The sequence below is a fragment of the Faecalicatena orotica genome, assembly GCF_905197545.1.
Taxonomy (GTDB): domain Bacteria; phylum Bacillota; class Clostridia; order Lachnospirales; family Lachnospiraceae; genus Faecalicatena_A; species Faecalicatena_A orotica.
In genome coordinates, this window is the sequence record NZ_CAJJZH010000002.1 from 256,644 (window position 1) to 275,070 (window position 18,427).

The following is an 18,427-nucleotide window of genomic DNA, read 5'->3' on the forward strand; positions in this document are numbered from 1 at the left end:
AGATGGACAATGAAAGAAAAATACATAGAACAGATTTATGCCGGCTGGCTGGCGAAGATAATCGGTATCCGTCTGGGAGCTCCCATTGAAGGCTGGACTTATGAAAAAATTAGAGAACTGTATGGAGAACCAGACGGGTATCTGATAGATTATCAGGATTTCGCAGCAGATGATGACAGTAATGGACCACTTTTTTTCCTGAGGGCATTGGAAGACAGCCGCAGCGGATATTCCATTCAGGCACAGGATGTTGCAGAAGCATTGCTTAACTATGCCCCCTATGAACACGGATTCTTCTGGTGGGGCGGGTATGGGACGGCCACAGAACACACCGCATATCTGAACCTCAGGAATTCAATCCCTGCACCGCTTAGCGGCAGCATTGCGCAGAATGGGAGTACGATGGCAGAGCAGATCGGAGGACAGATTTTTATTGACACATGGGGGCTTGTCACTCCGGGAAATCCGGATTTGGCAGCCCAATATGCACAGAAAGCAGCCAGTGTTACTCACGGGGGAAATGGAATCTATGGAGGGATATTCATTGCTGTATGTATCAGCTATGCTTTTGTAGAAAATGAGATAGAGAAAATCATTGAGAAAGGGCTGTCTTATATCCCGGAAGACTGTGAATATGCACGGGCGGTGCGCGCAGTTAAGCGGTTTTACCATGCCCATCCCGGTGACTGGAGAGTGTGTTTCCAATATGTACATGATAATTGGGGATACAGCAAATATCCCGGAAACTGCCATATCATCCCGAATGCGGCGGTGATTATTCTGGCATTACTTTATGGAGAAGGTGATTTTTCAGATACGTTAAATATTTGCAATATGTGTGGCTGGGATACGGATTGTAATGTGGGAAACCTTGCTACAATTATGGGAGTACGGGGCGGCCTGGCAGCAATAAACTATCAGAAATGGAGAAGACCGATTAACGATTTTCTGGCATGTTCCAGCGTAATTGGCTCTCTGAATATTCAGGATATCCCTTATGGAGCGTTATATATAGCAAAATTAGCATATGCCGTTGCGGGAGAAGAAATGCCGGAACCGTGGAAACATATAGCAGATGGGCGTATAGACAGCTGCCATTTTGAATTTCCGGGTTCCACCCATGCGATCCGTGTACGGAAAGAGAGACCCGGCAGCACTCACGTTGAGAATACGGATGAGACAGCTTTTGATGGCTCCAGAAGCCTTAAGATAGTCGGGAACCATGCCGGAACAGGTGAACATATATATGTGTATAAGAAAACATATTATTGTCCCGATGATTTTCATGATAGCCGCTATGACCCAAGTTTTTCACCAATTGTGTATCCGGGCCAGACGATACATGGAAGTGTATTTATACCGGAATATGGATGTAACACACAAGTCTGTCTTTATGCAAAAGAACAGAATACCGGAGAGATATTGCTTGGAGAAAGTGTAAATCCGGAAAAAGGGAAGTGGATAGAGATGGGCTGGAAAATCCCGGAGATGGAAGGAGGCCTGATAGCAGAAATTGGTTTTTGCTTCTGTATAAAAGAAGAAAATAGCTGGGATGGAAGCTTTGTAGGGATGATAGATGACCTCTACACGGAGGGCAGGGCAGACTATACGATTCTCTTTGAGGAAGAAGAGGAAGAAGTCTGGCCGGGGCTCCACCGCGAAGTCAGGCAGTTTACCAGACTGAAGGGAATGCTATATCTGGAAGGCGGTCAGATGCACCTGTCCTGCGCGGACTATGCGGAGGCGTACACCGGAAGATATGACTGGAGAGACTATACGGCTGCCTTTACGTGCACTCCTCTTAATACAGGAACACATATGCAGAATATACGGGTTCAGGGGGCAGTGCGTTCTTATGCGGCAGGGTTCCTGCCGGGCGGCAAATTTGCAATTCTGAAAAATGAGAACGGTTACCGTGTACTTACAGAAGCAGAGTATCAATGGAAGCCCGGAAATGAGTATGTGATAAGCATCAGAGTCAGCGGAAACCGGATAGAAGCTAGTGTTCAGGATGGAGTGTCGCTGACAGCGGTGGATGAAGAACACCCCTACCTTACCGGAAGCATCGGAGTGTCTGCATTGCAGGGTGGACATACGAAATATAGGAAGATTGAGGTCAAAACCAGCTAGAGTACCGGAAACCCACCGTGCAGCGCGACATACTCTCTTGGAGTCATATGCTCCAGCCTTTTGAATATGCGTCCGAAGTAGTTTGAATCGGAATAGCCGCACATCATGGCAACCTGAGTAATGTTCAGGCTTTTCTGCCGGAGGTAATATTTGGACAGTGTGATCCGCTGCCAGTTGATATAGTCTGTCAGGGATTTGCCTGTCTCTTCTTTAAAACGTGTTGACAGGTACTGCCTTGTAACACCGAGGATACTGGCCAGTTCTTCCACACTCAGTTTATCCGTGAGCCGGCGCTGGATTAAAGAAATACAGCGCCGGGTCAAAGGACTGCATTCACTTAGGGAAAGATTCCGGATCAGACTGCATGCCTCTGAGATACAGGCATTTAGCCCCTCAAGAAGAGTGGGATGCGACATGGAGAGACTGGGAACCTTCATGATGGAAGCGGTCAGTGTCTCTCTCTGGTAAAGTATCATCATGGTCAGGTAAGCGGGAGGCAGCCCGGCATCACGGCATGCAAAGTGAAGAATACCACCGATAATCCCCAGAAAAATCGTAACCATTTCTTCTTTCTTCACGATAGGGCTGAAACGCTGTTCTACGGCCTCTTTTAATTCCACAAGGGCCTTTCGTGCACCTGCTTCATCACCCAGCTCAACACAATGTTTCAAGTTTAGTTCTGAATGATACCAAAGCTCACTTGCCTGCATATATTCCCAATTAGTGAGGTCATCTGAAATATAGTCCATATCAGCAATCCTTTCTTAAGTTTATCACTTTATCTTACATTAGTGCGATTACGTTACAAGAATGCTAGTATCACAAAAAAGCTTCTGTTATAATTTTAACATGAATTGTCCGGAATAAGAAGCATGAAAACGGAAGTTTTAGAAATCGTACAAATTACATAAGAAAGGAAAGTGTGACATGAAGAAAGAGCATGAAGTTCTGTTTACGCCGATGAAGGTGGGAAGTGTTACCGTGAAAAACCGTTTTGTCCATGCCCCTATGGAGGGGACGACTCCGATCGAATGGATGACGGGTTTCAAGTTTAATGAAAACAGCAGGGAATATCTGCTGGAGAGGGCCAGCAACGGGGTAGGACTGCTTATTCCCGGAATTACCTGTGTAAAGAGTATGATGGGGAACAAATGGCTGTACCAGAATGAAAAGATGTTTCTGGGACCGATTAAGAGCCTGATGGATGAGATACATCAGTACGATACAAAGTTCTTCCTCCAGATAGGGGCCGGTTTCGGAAGAGTGCTTGTCATGCAGGAGATGCTGAAAAAGGCAATGACAGGAAAGGTATTAGGTAAGCTGACAGGCACAGCCAAACTTCTGAGTGCGGCAAGTGACGGGATGCCCAACGTGTGGGACCCAAATGTGCTCCACCGCGCCATGACGGAAAAGGAGATTCAGGATGTTATAGATGGCTTTGCAAAGTCGGCAGTGCTGTGTAAACAGGCTGGCATTGACGGGATTGAGATACATGCGGTGCATGAAGGGTATCTATTGGACCAGTTTACCATTTCGAATACAAATAAAAGGACTGATAAATATGGCGGCAGTTTGGAAAACCGCTGCAGGTTTGTGACAGACATTATCAGGGGAATCAAAGAGGCGTGCGGTGAAGACTATCCGGTTGTCGTGCGCTACAGCGTAACAAGCAAAATGCGTGGCTTTAATAAAGGGGCACTTCCGGGTGAGGACTATCAGGAATTCGGAAGAGACAGGGAAGAGAGCATTGCCTGTGCCAGAATTATTGAGGCAGCAGGCGCAGACGCCCTGGATGCGGACAACGGAAGCTACGATTCCTGGTTTTGGGCACATCCGCCAATGTATATGCCCCTTGCATGTAATCTGGATGATGCGGCATTTATTAAACAGCACGTGGACATTCCGGTATTCTGTGCCGGGCGTATGGAAGACCCGGATATTTCTTCTGAGGCAGTTGCATCAGGAAAGATTGATGGTGTAACAATCGGACGTCAGCTGCTGGCAGACGGGGAATACTGTGCAAAGGTAGAATCTGGAAGTATAGAAGATATCCGGCCATGTATTGCATGCCACAATGGATGTTTTGCCATCAGCAGGGAAAAGAATGGAATTACAGGCATAAATCCTGTAGGCAACGGGCACTGTGCAATCAACCCGAGAACACTGGAAGAGAAAAAGCGGGAGATTACCAAAGCGGAAACGAAGAAAAAAGTTGCCGTAATAGGCGGCGGAATCGGTGGCATGGAAGCAGCAAGGGTTGCACACCTACGCGGACATGAGGTCACAATCTACGAAAGAAGCGGTGAACTTGGCGGTGTATTTATTGCCGCGGCGGCACCGGATTTTAAAGAGAAAGACAAGATGCTGATTCAGTGGTATATCCACCAGATTGAGAAGCTGGGAATAGAGGTCTGCCTGAATACGGAAATGACGTCCGAAAAGCTGGGAGAACTGGATGCGGAGGAAATTATAATAGCCACCGGAGCCAGAACGAGAAGCTTAAACGCAGAAGGTGCGGAACGTGGGAATGTCATGAACGCAATCGAATATCTGCGCGGCTATAAAGAAACTGGTGACCGTGTCGTAATTATTGGAGGCGGGCTGACAGGGTGTGAGATTGCATATGATGCGGTGCGTAAAGGTAAGAAACCTGTCATAGTAGAAATGCTGGATGATATTCTGAATGTGCCGAATCTGTGCGCGGCAAACAGCAACATGCTCCGGGAGATTATCCGTTTCTATGAGATTCCAGCCCATACAGAAGCGAAAGTTATGGCGATTACGGATGAAGGAGTAGTTATAGAAGAAAAAACAGGAAAAATGACGATACCTGCTGACAGTGTTGTGACCTCGATCGGATATATAGCCGGTGCGCCTCTGGCAGAACAGAGTGGAAAAAATGTGCATGTGATTGGAGATGCAGCTAAAGTCGGGAACCTTATGGGTGCCGTATGGCAGGCATATGATATTGCAAAGGATATTTGATAACAAGGAAATATTATAAAGGGCGATAAATGAAGCCCCGCAAAACAGATAGTCTGTGAGTTTTGCGGGGCTTTATTTATTGTTCTTATTATTAATCATGGTTTCGAAAGTGAATCATAATGAAAAAAAGAAAAATACTAAAGAAAGTACACTTTTTACAAAAGCAGACTCATTGTATATGATTGTAATACAGGTATAATAAGATTACATTCAAGCTTGAAGGAACTTAAAGATATGAGGAGGTAAGAAAGGTGAAAAAGAAAATTATTACGATGTTATTATCTGCAGCTCTTGTATTCTCACTTTGTGCATGCAGTACAGACAGCAAGTTGGTGGACGATAGTAAGAAAGAAGAAAAAATAGAACAGGAAACAGATCAGGGCAGTGATGAGGAAGTAAAGGTCGGAATTCTTCTGAATCAGGCGTCCACACAGGTTATCAGTGATATGGGAAACGCAATGAAAGCCAAGGCTGAGGAACTGGGAATTGATGCGACACTGATGTACTACGAGATGGATGTGCAGAAGATGATTACAGGAATCGAGAACTTTATGACGAGCGGTGTAGATGTTCTGATTGTACATCCAATGAACGCCAGTGACGGGGCAGAGGAATTACAGAAAGCTTATGATGCAGGGATTAAAATTATTACATTTGATACAGAACCTAACTGCGACTTCACAAATTGTTTTGTAGCTTCCAATGAAGAACTTGGATACGAGATTGGAAAACAGGCAGCAACATGGGCAAAGGCGAATCTGGTAGAAAAAGGCATAAACCCTGTGATCGGGCTTGTGAATGAACCATCATCAGAATTCCTGACACAGCGTGAAAACGGAATCAAAAAGGCATTAGATGAGCTGCTGCCAGAAGGAAAAATAGTGATCACAGGTGCAGGGACAACAGCTCTTGCAGGACAGGAAGCGGGAGAGAATTTCCTTCAGGCATACCCGGACATGAACGTGGTTGTATCTATTAACGATGATACGATGCATGGAGTTTATGAGGCATTTGCACAGGCTGGACTCGAAAAAGAAACAGACAGAGGACTGTTCTCCTGTGACGGAACAAAGAAATCGAAGGAATATGTTGCAGAAGGCGGTATTTTCAAGTGTGTTGTTGATCTGGAATTAAATAAGGTTGGAGAGAACATGGTAGACTGCGCAAAGAAAGACGTAACGGGAGAGGGCTCAGAATATGAGAAGGTAAATTATTTCCCGATGAAACCGGTGACGATAGAGAATGCTGAAGAAGCTTTGAAATAAAAGGATAAGTAGGGGAAAGGCATTCTCGAAAAGAGGTGCCTTTCTTAATGACAAATAAAAAGGCGGTCTTGTATATGGAAAAAGAAAATAAAATAAGCCTGTCCGTACATCATATTGTAAAAACTTATCCGGGGGTTATTGCACTGAAGGATATATCCATTGATTTTCACGAGGGAGAGGTGCACGGACTCATGGGAGAGAATGGTGCCGGAAAGTCCACATTAGTGAAGGTGATATCTGGAGTCATAGAAGCGGATGAGGGCAGCTTCTGCATTGGGGATGAAAAGTTTGAAAAAATAACACCACATCAGGCGACTGAGAAGGGACTTCGTATCATTCATCAGGAGCTAAACCTGGTTCCCACATTATCAGTAACAGAGAATATTTTCATGGGGCGTTTTGTTGGAAACGGTATTATGGTCAAGTTTTCAGAAATGAAAAAGAGGACAAAGAAGCTTTTTGAGGAGATGGGGATTAATATAAACCCGGATGCACTCGTAGAAGATCTTACTGTTGCACAGATGCAGCTGGTAGAGATTGCAAAGGCGGTCAGTCAAGAAGTCAGGGTCCTGATTATGGATGAGCCTACTTCACCGCTGACACAAAATGAGGTAGAACTTCTTTTTAAACTGATTAGAAGGCTGAAAAAAAAAGGAGTTACAATTATCTATATTTCTCATAGATTAAGTGAAATTTTTGAAATGACAGATCGGATTACAGTTATGAGAGATGGCGAGAAAATGGCAACAGAAAAGACCGAGGATCTGAACAGAGAGACTCTGATTAACCTCATGGTGGGCAGAACATTGAAGGAAACGTATCCTCCACGCAGCACCGTACCTCAAAAAGAGGCGCTCAGAGTCGAACATCTATGTGGGAATGGCCTTACGGATATAAGCTTCAATCTAAAAAAGGGAGAAATTCTGGGCCTTGCAGGCCTTGTAGGGGCAGGAAGGACTGAACTGGTAAGATTGATATTCGGAGCTGATAAGATAGAAAGCGGGGACATTTATCTCGAAGAAAAGAAAATTCATATAGATAGCCCGGCTCAGGCTGTGAATCTTGGCATTGCCCTGATACCGGAGGACCGTAAACAGCAGGGGATTATTCTTGAATTGTCGGTGAAAGAAAATCTGGCACTTCCGAATTACAAGTTGATGTCGAGAAGAACGCTGGTCAATAAGAGCCTTGAGAACGAGTGTGTGAACAAACAGGTGGAAAGACTCCGGATCAAAACACCTTCTGTCAGTCAACTTGTTAAAAACTTAAGCGGCGGGAACCAGCAAAAAGTCGTTGTAGGAAAATGGCTGGCTGGTAATGCAGGAATCCTTATCTTTGATGAACCAACCCGGGGGATTGACGTCGGGGCAAAACAGGAAATTTATCACTTGATGAATGAGCTTACTGAGCAGGGAATCAGCATTATCATGGTATCTTCAGAGATGGAGGAATTGATGGGGATGTCAGATAGAATTCTGGTCCTGAGGGAAGGAAAGATATCAGGAAGTCTGGACAGAAGTAAAGGTGAATTCAGTCAGGAAGGGATTATGGATTATGCATCCATGAATTGACAAGGAGGAATGAAAAAGTGGATATGCTGAAAAAGTTTTTTAATAAGTTTACGGTGCTGATATTATTAATCATCGTAATTGCCTATTTCGGAATTACAGCACCCGGGTTTATGACAATCGGCAATGGGATGAGCCTGTTAAGGCAGATTGCAGTGCTGGGAATTCTGTCTACTGGTTTTTCTATGGTTATGATTGCCGGAGGTCTTGACTTGTCAATTAGTTCCCAGCTATCTCTTGTGAGCTGTGCGACGGCAATGATGATCGTTAACGGTGTGCCAAGTATTCTGGCATGTATCACCGGTATCGTAATCGCTGTGCTGATTTCGACGTTCAACGGATTCGCAATCGTCACGACAGGGATGCCGGCCATGATCTGTACACTGGCAATGCAACAGGTGCTTCAGGGAGTGGTTTATATTTTTACAGGTGCGTCCCCGGTATATGGACTGCCGGACAGTATGAAAATTATCGGACAGGGATATATTTTTGGAATTGTCCCCATTCCGATTATCATAATGATTGCTATTTTCCTAATTGGGGCATTTATTTTGAACCGTACATATCTGGGCAGATATTTCTACGCGGTAGGTTCCAATGAAGAGGCAACGCGTCTGTCAGGTTTATCTTCGAAAAAGATTATGATTCTGTCCTATGTAATTAATGGCGTTTTTGTCGGACTTGCATCTATCGTATTAATGTCCCGTATTGCATCTGGCCAGCCGCTGGCAGGACAAGGATATGAAATGGATGTAATTACAGCCTGTGTGGTAGGAGGCATTGCCTTTTCAGGAGGAAAGGGAAAGATGCTCGGTGTTGTTCAGGGGGTGCTCGTCATGGGCGTGCTGAGCAACGGACTCGGTGTAAAAGGCGTAGATTCCTATACGCAGCTACTATGTAAAGGAATTGTACTGATTGTAGTTGTAAGTATTGATTGTCTGAGAGAGAAGAGGGCAAAAAGCCAGAAGATGGTTATCAGCCATGAGAATAAGAAAATGAATCATCAGAAAGAAGGTACGGCAGTATGAAAGTCTTAGTGGTAGACCGCTTCAGTGAGCTGGCGGATGAGTTTCAGGCATTCTGTAAGAAGTCAGATTTGAAAATATTCCGTGATCTGGAGATAGATTATGCAAAAGATACAAATATATTCCGGATGCAGACGTTTGAAGAATATGTACAGAAAATGGAGGATGAGGGGCCTGAATGGACCACACCGGATGAAGAGGTATTAAATAAGATTAAGGACGCAGATGTTCTTTTAATCCAGTGGGGAGCAATCAGCTCGAAAGTGATTGATGCGGCGGAGAACCTGAAAGTGATTGTGACAATACGCAGCGGATATGAAAATATCAACATAGAATATGCAAAGAACAGGGGAATTAAGGTCTCTTTTGCTCCGTCCAGACTCGCAGAAGTAGTTGCAGATATGACGGTTGCACTGGCATTGTCAGAGTGCAGGGGAATTGTAAGGAGGAATCTGATTGCCACGAAGGGGGAATGGGTGGAAGAAAAGTATAATGATGCTTCCCATGCAGCTATATCGAATCTGGTCGTAGGTATTGTCGGTTATGGGGGAATTGCGAGGACGGTAGCAAAGAGATTTACAAAAGGTTTTGGTTCCAGAGTGATCGCATATGAAAAGATAACATCTCCCAGTATCCTGAAAGAAGACAGTGTCGAACAGGTGGAGCTTCCGGAACTTCTTAAGACGGCAGACATTATTACTATGCATGCTAGGCTTTGTCCTGAGACGAAGCACATGATCGGTGCAGATGAGTTTGCCATGATGAAGAAAAATGCCATATTTATCAATACGGCAAGAGCTGGACTGGTGGATGAGCGGGCTCTGATCCGGGCACTTGATTCGGGGCAGATAAGGGGGGCGGGGCTGGATGTGTATGAGAAAGAACCGCTGCCGTATGACTCACCGCTCCTCAAGATGGATAATGTCACATTGATGCCGCATTCGGCAGGGATTACAAACGACATTCTTAAGAATAGCCTTAAGATTATTGTGACAGAGATTGAACGGTTTCTGAATGGGGAACCACTTAAGTTTCAGGTATAGAAGGAAGTTATGGAGGAGAATGACAATGATGGAAAGACCTGAAAGTCTGGAGAAATTTATCCGCATGTGCAGCGATGGTTATCTAATGGGCTGGCATGAGTGTCACGGCGGAAATCTTACTTACCGCGCAGATAAAGAGGAATTAGCGGGACTGGAGTTTAAGAGTAGAGAATGGGTGCCTATTGGAAAACAGCTTGTAAATCTGGCAGGAGAATATTTTATTGTAACCGGAAGCGGTAAAACGATGAGGAATGCTGAGATATACCCGGAGGAGACACTCGGTGTTATTGAAATGAATGAAGACGGAACAGCCTGGCGGGTTGTATGGGGGCTTGAAAATGATGGCATTCCGACAAGTGAGCTGCCTGCACACCTCATGTGCCAATCTGTGAAAAAGGAGGTGGCAAATGGAACATATCGGTTTGTATACCATGCCCATCCGGCCAACATTATCGCACTTTCCTTTGTCCTTCCCATTAACGATGAAATTTTTACGAGAGAGCTGTGGGAGATGGAACCGGAATGTGCTATGATCTTTCCTGCGGGAATGGGAGTCCTGCCGTGGATGGTGCCGGGTACAGAAGAGATTGCGGAACTAACCTGTGAAAAAATGCGTGAATATGATGTGGTATTGTGGGCACAGCATGGTTTGTTTGTAACAGGCGAAACTTTCGACAGCACATTCGGTTTGATGAATACCATAGAAAAAGGCGCGGAGATTCTGGTGAAAACATTGTCCATGACATCGATAAAAAGGCAGGTACCGAGTGTACAGAATTTCAGAGACATGGCAAAGGTATTTCAACTGGACCTGCCTGATAAGTTCCTCTTTAAAAAACATTAAGTAGACGAAAGGAGGAGGAATATGAAAAAAATAATCAACCAGCCGGAAAATGTTGTACCGGAAATGTTAAGCGGCATTGCACACATGAATCCGGATGTTGTGTTTGAGCAGAAATATAGAATTATCAGAAGGAAGGAATTGAAAAGTGATAAAGTGGCCCTGATCAGCGGCGGAGGAAGCGGACACGAGCCGGCACATGCGGGTTATGTGGGGAAAGGTATGCTGGATGCGGCGGTATGTGGAGATGTCTTTGCTTCACCATCTCAGATTCAGGTATATCAGGGAATCAAGTCTGTGGCAGGGGATAAGGGAGTCCTCCTGATTATTAAGAATTACAGTGGGGATGTCATGAACTTTACAAATGCTGCAGAGATGGCTGAGGAAGAAGGGATTCCTGTGGAGTGGGTCAAGGTGGAAGATGATATTGCCGTTACTGACAGCCTGTATACAGTAGGACGAAGAGGCGTTGCGGGAACGGTACTTGTACATAAGGCAGCAGGTGCAGCCGCAGAAAGGGGACTTAGACTGGATGAGGTAAAGAGGATTGCCCAGAAGGCAGCTGATCATGTGAGGACAATTGGTGCCGGTTACACATCCTGTACGGTACCGGCCTCAGGAGTTCCAACTTTCGATATCGGAGAGGATGAGATGGAATACGGGGTCGGAATTCATGGCGAACCGGGCCGGTATCGGGAACACACGTTAGATGCATCCGAACTAGCATCCAGAATGGTTATGCAGATCATAGAAGACCTGCACATCAAAAAGGATGATGAGGCTGTCCTGCTTGTGAATGGGTTTGGTTCTACGCCGCTACAGGAATTATTTATAATGAATTATGAGGTCAGCCGCCTGCTGGATGAGGCAGGAATACGCATTTACCGCGGGTTTGTGGGAAACTATATGACGAGTATTGATATGATGGGCTGTTCAGTTTCTCTAATGGAGCTTGATGATGAATTGAAAGAATATATTGACCAGCCAAGTTATGCACCGTATTTCAGAGTGGATGGTCCTGTAAAAATGCAGTCGTTCATTCCGCTTCAGAAAAAGAAGAAAGAGCTCAGGGAAGAGATGTTGTGCGAAGAGACGTGGAAAGTGATTAAAGACCAGAGACTCACTGTGCAGAATCTTGCAGCAATCGTATGTGAGATGTGTCACTGTATTCTAGAGAATGAAAAAAGTTTTTGCAAACTAGATTCTTATGCTGGTGACGGTGACTTTGGGATGAGTATTGCAAAAGGATTCAGAGAAGTGAAGAGGGAATGGGATGAGCTGTTAAAAGAACATTTTTCTACGGTAAAGGAGTTTTTACTTTCCTGTTCCATGATTATTATGGAAAACTGTGGCGGGGCCTCGGGTCCTGTGTGGGGGTCTGCGTTCCGTTCAGCTGCGCTGCAAGCGGGAAACAGGGGGTACCTGACACTTCCGGAATTTGCAGACATGATGCAGGCAGCGGTAGCAGGAATTCAGAAGACAGGAGAGCGGTCCTTCGGAAGGGGTGCCGTCATTGGTGATAAGACATTGATAGATGCTTTGATTCCATGTGTACAGGCAATTCGGAGTGTTATAGAACAGGGCGGGACATGGGAGAATGCTTTCAGAGCGGGAGCTGTGGCAGCGGTTAACGGAGCGGAAGAGACTAAGAATATTGTAGCGAGAATGGGCCGTGCCGGAACAGTCGGAGAGCGGAGCCTGGGATATCCGGATGCTGGGGCATACGCTCTGGGCGTGATTTTTACTGAGATAGCAGACTTCATGCGTTTTGCATCATAAACAGAATGCAAGATTCATACGGGAGGAGTTTTTGAAGAGATGGAGAAGCTTATATTAGGCGTAGATCTGGGAACGACAAACGTAAAGGCCATGCTGTTTTCAGAGGATGGCCGATGTATGGCAAAAGGAGAAGCGGGTTCTTATCAGACGATTTCCAGCCATTACAACTGGGCAGAGCAGGACCCCTGTCTCTGGTGGGAAGACACAGCACGTGCGATCCGGCAGACCTTAAGCCAGATTTCCATGCATGATACATTTGTTTCAGCGGTTAGCGTCAGTTCTCAGGGAATGGCAATGCTTCCACTGGATGCAGATGGAAAGCCTCTGTGCAGGGCGCATATCTGGATGGACCGCAGGGCGGTGGAAGAGACTGCATGGATGGAGCGGATATATGGCAGGGAAAGAATCCGAAAAGAATTCGGCGCTTATGCGGACCCCTATTACCAGATTACGAATATTATCTGGTTTAAAAACCACCAGCCGGAGCTTTATGAAAAGACACGCCATATCGTGAAAGCGAATACTTATCTCAATTATATGCTGACAGGGGAACTTGCGCTGGATGAGTGCCAGGCTGAAATGACACTATGCTATGATATTCGTAACAAGTGCTGGTCCCGGGAACTGTCAAAGGCAATCGGTATCCCCTTAGAAGAACTGATGCCACCGGTGGAACCGGCACATAAGATATTGGGGACCGTGACAAGGGAGGCTGCCGCGCAGACAGGATTGGAAAAGGGGACGCCTGTTCTGGTTGGCGGTGTGGATTCCGCGATGGCGTTACTGGAGATTGGACTGAATAAGCAGGGGGAAGCCGCCGAGATTACAGGAACATCGAGCAATAATTTCTTTGCCGGTCGTATGCCTCCGTCACCGGACTCCAAACTACTGAGCTTTACTCCGATTGTGAGAACTAAGGAAGTCCCCTGCCTTCTCTTCGGACCGACAAACTCTTCAGGTGATACGGTGCGGTGGTTTCGAAAAGTGATGGGAGAAGAGCACGAAATGGCAAGAATGGCTGAACAGAAAAAAAAGTCTATATATGATGTATATGAAGACATGGTGCATGCGGCCGGCCCCGGATGCAAAGGACTGTTCTTTTATCCATATATTATGGGAGAGCGTGCGCCACTCTGGAGCAACTCGATCAGAGGGATGTATCTGGGGGCAACGGCGCTGACTGACCGTGCGGATATGCTGAGAGCCATCTATGAGGGAAATGCATTCGCGCTGAAGGAAATCTGTCAGGAGGCGAAGAAGGAAGGGGCCGATACAAAATACATCAAGATAGCCGGTGGATGTGCAAATAGCAGAGAATGGCTGAAAATCAAGGCATCGGTGTTGGATATGCCGGTTTATGTTGCGGAGACGCTGAGTGGGGCGCCCAAGGGCGATGCCATGCTTGCTGGATATGCAGTGGGTATATATCACAGTATACAGGAGGCTTATAATATTCTAAAGTGTCCGGAAGAAATGATAGAACCTATTCCAGCCTGGCGTAACATATATGAAGAACTGTACCCGCTTTTTATCAGGATGCGGAACCATCTGGACGGGGATTATAAGGAGCTTGAAAGAATAGTAGGAAAACTGGAATTATAAAGGAAAGCGCAATGCTAAGAAAATGTCAGCATTGCGTTTTCTTCTTTTATAGGATACATGGAAACTGCCACATTATGGCATGTCCAGATTACCGTATATATAAGATTTTACATCCTGTACAAAAGAAACAGAGTCTGATTTATGAAAAAAGCGGTAATCAGCAGAATTCCGGATGACAAGAAGAGAATCCGCAAAATATAAGCAGTCATAGAGATTCGAAGACAGGATGATCAGTGCCGAGCCAGATTTATTGATGTCATTCAGGACGGGATAGATTTCCGGCCGGTCAGAGTCTGTTACATTTAAGTCAGAAATCAGCATCAGCTTTGGATTCGTCAGCTGCCATCTAAGCAGTACTGATTTCAGAAGTCCGTCTGTTCCATTTCCGCTGTTTCCATTCATTTTTTCCATAGATGAGTGGATACAATAGTTTAAAAGTTTCTTATTGATGATTCCGGCTGTACTGATTTTATGCAGGATGGGGAGAGTTAGATTATCCTTTAGTGAAAGTTCCCGAAAAAAATAGTCCTCAATTCTTGATATGGCAATCGGTGCAAGACCGTTTTTGACGGCCGAGGCATAACCCGTACAGGTTTTGCCATCCAGTTCATATGGAAAATATCTGGTAAACAGGTCGTAGATATCGTTGATATTAGAACCGTTATAATTAAACACGCACAGGCATTCTTGACGGTGGAGCTTGATCTTAGGCAGATTCGCAAAAAGGCATGACCAGTCAAGAGAGAGGAGGACTTCGTTCTTGGGATAAGATTTTTTCGCATTGGTGATATGTGGGTCATCCCCCAACATCATAGAGGATAGTAGTTTGTCACTGTATTCGGTGTGGTATAGAATATTGGTAATCTCATAATTCTGTGTTACAAAGATACGGTCCGAGATCTGTGTAAGCAGGGAAGGACCGTTTGTAAAAACAAGAAATGTGACTCCCCGGCGCTGAAGGAGTTTAATAAGACCAAGCAACAGACAAAGCTCTGCATAAGTATAGTACTCCACAATATTATCCAGTATGACAAGCTTTGCGGATGAGACAAATGCCTTTGCAAGCAGAAGCAGGTGTTCTTCTGCCGCGGTCAGCTCCGAAACCGGTGTATCAATATTTACCTGCAAATGTAGCTCATTCATTAAATCGGCTGCGGCAATTCGGGCATGCTTTGAATTGTACAGAAAGTGTGGAAATGTGCATCTGCGGAGAGAGAAAATATTATCTGTAATGGAGAGTGCCGGAACAAGATGTGCGTACCTTGAAATGCTGTAAATATACTTAAGTGGTGTACCTTTAGACAGAGAGACCGTTTTTTTATCCGGAAATGTCAGTCTGCCGTTCATCTGGTGATTCTTATATGCATTCTTCAGTGAATCTACACAGAGCGAGGAAGAACTACAGATGGAAATGAGCTCATTTCTGTAGACAGAGATATTAAGAGAAGAGGCAGCACTGTCGAGACCGCCGAAATACAAATTTTCGATCTGAAGTAAATGTTCTCTCATAAGTTCTACATCTCCTTTTCCGTTAAGATTTTGGGAAGCGTAATCTGCACATCAGTCCCTAGATTTTTTGTACTGAAAATGTGAAGGTGGAATCCGCTGCCGTAGAGCAGGCAGATCCGGTTATTAATGTTATTCAGGGCGATATTCATATGTTTCTTTTGAACCTCCGGGCTTTCAAAATGATTGTTCTGGAAATTCAGATTGATCTGATCTAACTTCTCTTTCGGAATCCCCACCCCATTATCCTTAACATGTATGACGATGGTTGAATCGGTTTCAAATATGTTGATCGAAATCAGCCCGCCACATTCATAGCTTTCAATACCATGTATAATTGCATTTTCAACAATTGGCTGCAGTGTGAGCTTGGGAATCTGATAGCGGGTGATGCTGTCGGATTCCAGAGAAACTTCATACTGTATCCTGTTGCCGAAGCGGAACATCTGAATCTTCATGTAGGAATCAAGGTTCTGCAGTTCATCCTGTATAGATACAATATTCCCTTTTCTCGAAATGCTGTAGCGGAAAAAAGAGGATAATGTTTCAATCATATCGGCAACGAAATAAGCCCCATCACAGAAAGCTCTTCCCCTTATGGAGTCCAGTGTGTTGTAAAAGAAGTGCGAGTTGATCTGTTTGGACAGATAATCTATATTCTTATCAGAAAGGGCACTCTCGATGGAATGCGATTTTTCGTAAGAAGCCTGTAGAAAATCGTTGATCAGGCAGAAATCTGCATTATCTTCGGGGAGCCGCTCATCGCTTAGTATCCTGTGGCACGAAAAATGCAGATACAGCGTTTTAAGCGGCAGGAGGATAAAAGGTACGGCCAGTATATAGGACAGTGCAAGAAGAAACAGGCAGAGCCCCCTGACTTTTCCTAATGGAACAAGAACATACAGGAAGATGCTTACAATATTTACAATGAAAAATACCAGTAATTTTTTATAAAAAGGCCCTATTTTCAATAAAAGTTTTTTCATGGCAGATCACCTCAGCTTGTATAAAGTTTCCGGTATTGGGAAGGCTTGATTCCAACAGTTTTCTGAAATACTTTACTGAAATATTTGGAGTCCTGATACCCTACCATGCTACTGACATCTGCAATGGAGTATTGGAGATTTTTAAGCAGTTCCTTTGAATGTTTCATCCGTGTACCCGTTATGTAATTACTGAATGTTTCCCCCGTTTCTCTTTTGAAAAGGGCACTGAAATAGGAAGGATTGATAAATAGCACTTCGGCCACATCATTAAGAGTGATATTTTGGTCGATGTGGTCATATATGTACTGCTTTGCAAGACTGATGTACCGGCTATCTTTACTGTATTGAAACTTTTCGTAGGAAGTGATTTCTTTAATCATGATATGCTTCATACTTTGTACAAGCTCTTCCTTGGATGTGGCATTATGTATTTGCGATACATATTGTTTTCTTGAAAATGTAAAATCTTCTTCCGCATTGTTATAAAGGTCGGTCAGGCGTTCCTCCAGAAGCTGAATAAGACTGATGAACAAATCAAAAATTGAAACGGGGCTTGCCGACTCGTCCGATATTTCCAGTAAAAGCTGTGAAAAAGCCTTTTCGATCCCTGCTATATTCAGTGTGTCTATGTAGGTTCCGAACTGGTCCAGAAGATGTGACTTATTCAGTTTCAGCCTAAAACGCGACAGGCCGTTGTAATCAATCATACGATCTTTACCGAGCGTGATTCGGCTCATTATAGCAATGCGGGCCTCTTGGAAGGAAACCTGGAAAAGGTCCACGGACGCAGAAGAAATCCCCATTGTAATATAACAATAGTTGTAAAATTTATTCTTTAAAGTTTCAAAAATAGAGGCAAGTGAACATGCCAGATCTTCTTCAGATGTATAGTTGATCAAAAGCATAATCTCGTCAGATTCGATGATTCCATATGTTATGAGTGGATAAGCATCCAGCTTTAAGGTGATGTATTCGTATATCTGCTTTAGCAGGATCTGGTATTGAGGAAGCGTAAAAAGTTCCTTTGTATCCGGCTTTATAGAAATTACTCTGTAGTGATCATGTACAAAGTGGAAGCCGTACTGACGGTTGATTTCTTCGAGTGGCTGTCGTGCCGATAAGTCCGGTGATAAATAGAGCATCTTTAAAAATTGCTCACGGGAAAGTGCAATGTTCGTTTTTATTTGCTGTTCCAACATTACTTTGTAATCCTTGCTGGTTTGCTCTTTTTCAATACGGTGGATGATCTGGATCAGATTGTCCGTTAATTCCTGCTTGTTGATTGGCTTCACAAGATAATTCTCGACACCATACTGGATTGCCGAGCGGGCATATTCGAATTGCTTGTGACCGCTGATCAGGATAAAGTTGGGGAAGACCCCTTCCTCCTGAATCTGTCTTACAACATCAAGACCGGATAATCCGGGCATCTTAATGTCGATAATAACTATATCGGGTTTACGGGAAATAATGGCCTGATATGCCTCGGAGCCGGACTGACACTTACCAATCACTTCAATATTCAGGGCATTCCAGTCAATCAGCTTTTCTAATAGATTTAAAATATTAATTTCGTCGTCTGCTAACAGTGCGGTAAACATAGTGACCTCCTTCGTTTGGATATAAATAGTATAACAAAATAAAAGAAGGAAATCAAAAAATAGATACAATATAGAGCAGAAAACGAAAGCGATAGT

13 protein-coding genes are annotated in these 18,427 nt (G+C 44.5%); 9 read left to right on the forward strand and 4 right to left on the reverse strand.

Going from position 1 to position 18,427, the window contains the following annotated elements; translation table 11 throughout:
- Window positions 1–9: 9 nt before the first annotated feature.
- Window positions 10–2,130, forward strand: coding sequence for an ADP-ribosylglycohydrolase family protein (locus tag ABIN22_RS04785; protein WP_346906975.1), 2,121 nt, complete (start codon window positions 10–12; stop codon window positions 2,128–2,130).
- Here ABIN22_RS04785 and ABIN22_RS04790 read toward each other — a convergent pair.
- On the reverse strand, window positions 2,127–2,879 hold the full coding sequence (locus ABIN22_RS04790) for a helix-turn-helix domain-containing protein (RefSeq protein ID WP_346906977.1): 753 nt from the start codon (window positions 2,877–2,879) through the stop codon (window positions 2,127–2,129). The genes ABIN22_RS04785 and ABIN22_RS04790 overlap by 4 nt on opposite strands.
- Window positions 2,880–3,057: 178 nt before the next feature.
- Here ABIN22_RS04790 and ABIN22_RS04795 point away from each other — a divergent pair, with 178 nt between their 5' ends.
- The 8 genes from ABIN22_RS04795 (at window position 3,058) to ABIN22_RS04830 (ending at window position 14,238) form a co-directional block, all read left to right on the forward strand.
- Window positions 3,058–5,115, forward strand: a complete 2,058-nt coding sequence (locus ABIN22_RS04795) for an oxidoreductase (RefSeq protein ID WP_346906979.1) — start codon at window positions 3,058–3,060, stop codon at window positions 5,113–5,115.
- 251 nt (window positions 5,116–5,366) lie between these two features.
- Entirely contained in the window at window positions 5,367–6,380 is a 1,014-nt protein-coding gene (locus ABIN22_RS04800) for a sugar ABC transporter substrate-binding protein (protein WP_346906981.1), read from the forward strand.
- 74 nt (window positions 6,381–6,454) lie between these two features.
- Window positions 6,455–7,951, forward strand: coding sequence for a sugar ABC transporter ATP-binding protein (locus ABIN22_RS04805; RefSeq protein WP_346906983.1), 1,497 nt, complete (start codon window positions 6,455–6,457; stop codon window positions 7,949–7,951).
- 23 nt (window positions 7,952–7,974) lie between these two features.
- A complete protein-coding gene (locus ABIN22_RS04810) occupies window positions 7,975–8,976 on the forward strand; it encodes an ABC transporter permease (RefSeq protein ID WP_346906985.1) in 1,002 nt (333 codons plus the stop codon).
- Window positions 8,973–10,016 carry a 2-hydroxyacid dehydrogenase gene (locus ABIN22_RS04815; protein ID WP_346906987.1) on the forward strand — a complete coding sequence of 348 codons (1,044 nt, stop codon included), beginning with the start codon at window positions 8,973–8,975 and terminating at the stop codon, window positions 10,014–10,016. The genes ABIN22_RS04810 and ABIN22_RS04815 overlap by 4 nt, the downstream gene beginning before the upstream one ends.
- Before the next feature lie 25 nt (window positions 10,017–10,041).
- The gene (gene rhaD / locus ABIN22_RS04820; protein ID WP_346906989.1) at window positions 10,042–10,860 is read left to right on the forward strand and encodes a rhamnulose-1-phosphate aldolase; all 819 of its coding nucleotides are present in this window, start codon (window positions 10,042–10,044) and stop codon (window positions 10,858–10,860) included.
- Between the two features lie 21 nt (window positions 10,861–10,881).
- Window positions 10,882–12,636 carry a dihydroxyacetone kinase subunit DhaK gene (gene dhaK, locus ABIN22_RS04825; RefSeq protein ID WP_346906991.1) on the forward strand — a complete coding sequence of 585 codons (1,755 nt, stop codon included), beginning with the start codon at window positions 10,882–10,884 and terminating at the stop codon, window positions 12,634–12,636.
- Window positions 12,637–12,675: 39 nt separating this feature from the next.
- A complete protein-coding gene (locus ABIN22_RS04830) occupies window positions 12,676–14,238 on the forward strand; it encodes a xylulokinase (RefSeq protein WP_346906993.1) in 1,563 nt (520 codons plus the stop codon).
- Window positions 14,239–14,310: 72 nt separating this feature from the next.
- On the opposite strand, the gene ABIN22_RS04835 is transcribed toward ABIN22_RS04830, so the two are convergent.
- The 3 genes from ABIN22_RS04835 to ABIN22_RS04845 are packed head-to-tail and all read right to left on the reverse strand — an operon-like array spanning window position 14,311 to window position 18,331.
- Complete coding sequence (locus tag ABIN22_RS04835; protein WP_346906995.1) at window positions 14,311–15,747, reverse strand: ATP-binding cassette domain-containing protein; 1,437 nt, start codon at window positions 15,745–15,747, stop codon at window positions 14,311–14,313.
- 5 nt (window positions 15,748–15,752) lie between these two features.
- Window positions 15,753–16,730 (reverse strand): sensor histidine kinase, encoded by a 978-nt coding sequence (locus ABIN22_RS04840; RefSeq protein ID WP_346906997.1) that lies wholly within the window; start codon window positions 16,728–16,730, stop codon window positions 15,753–15,755.
- An 11-nt stretch (window positions 16,731–16,741) separates the two neighbouring features.
- Window positions 16,742–18,331: a response regulator transcription factor gene (locus ABIN22_RS04845; protein ID WP_346906999.1), complete on the reverse strand. Its 1,590-nt coding sequence runs from the start codon at window positions 18,329–18,331 to the stop codon at window positions 16,742–16,744.
- Between the last annotated feature and the right edge of the window lie 96 nt (window positions 18,332–18,427).

Coding starts and splice junctions, on each gene's coding strand:
- ABIN22_RS04810 (WP_346906985.1), top strand. CDS start 7,975: ATGCTGAAAAAGTTTTTTAATAAGTTTACGGTGCTGATATTATTAATC.
- ABIN22_RS04785 (WP_346906975.1), top strand. CDS start 10: ATGAAAGAAAAATACATAGAACAGATTTATGCCGGCTGGCTGGCGAAG.
- rhaD (WP_346906989.1), top strand. CDS start 10,042: ATGATGGAAAGACCTGAAAGTCTGGAGAAATTTATCCGCATGTGCAGC.
- ABIN22_RS04795 (WP_346906979.1), top strand. CDS start 3,058: ATGAAGAAAGAGCATGAAGTTCTGTTTACGCCGATGAAGGTGGGAAGT.
- ABIN22_RS04840 (WP_346906997.1), bottom strand. CDS start 16,730: ATGAAAAAACTTTTATTGAAAATAGGGCCTTTTTATAAAAAATTACTG.
- ABIN22_RS04845 (WP_346906999.1), bottom strand. CDS start 18,331: ATGTTTACCGCACTGTTAGCAGACGACGAAATTAATATTTTAAATCTA.
- ABIN22_RS04815 (WP_346906987.1), top strand. CDS start 8,973: ATGAAAGTCTTAGTGGTAGACCGCTTCAGTGAGCTGGCGGATGAGTTT.
- dhaK (WP_346906991.1), top strand. CDS start 10,882: ATGAAAAAAATAATCAACCAGCCGGAAAATGTTGTACCGGAAATGTTA.
- ABIN22_RS04835 (WP_346906995.1), bottom strand. CDS start 15,747: ATGAGAGAACATTTACTTCAGATCGAAAATTTGTATTTCGGCGGTCTC.
- ABIN22_RS04805 (WP_346906983.1), top strand. CDS start 6,455: ATGGAAAAAGAAAATAAAATAAGCCTGTCCGTACATCATATTGTAAAA.
- ABIN22_RS04790 (WP_346906977.1), bottom strand. CDS start 2,879: ATGGACTATATTTCAGATGACCTCACTAATTGGGAATATATGCAGGCA.
- ABIN22_RS04830 (WP_346906993.1), top strand. CDS start 12,676: ATGGAGAAGCTTATATTAGGCGTAGATCTGGGAACGACAAACGTAAAG.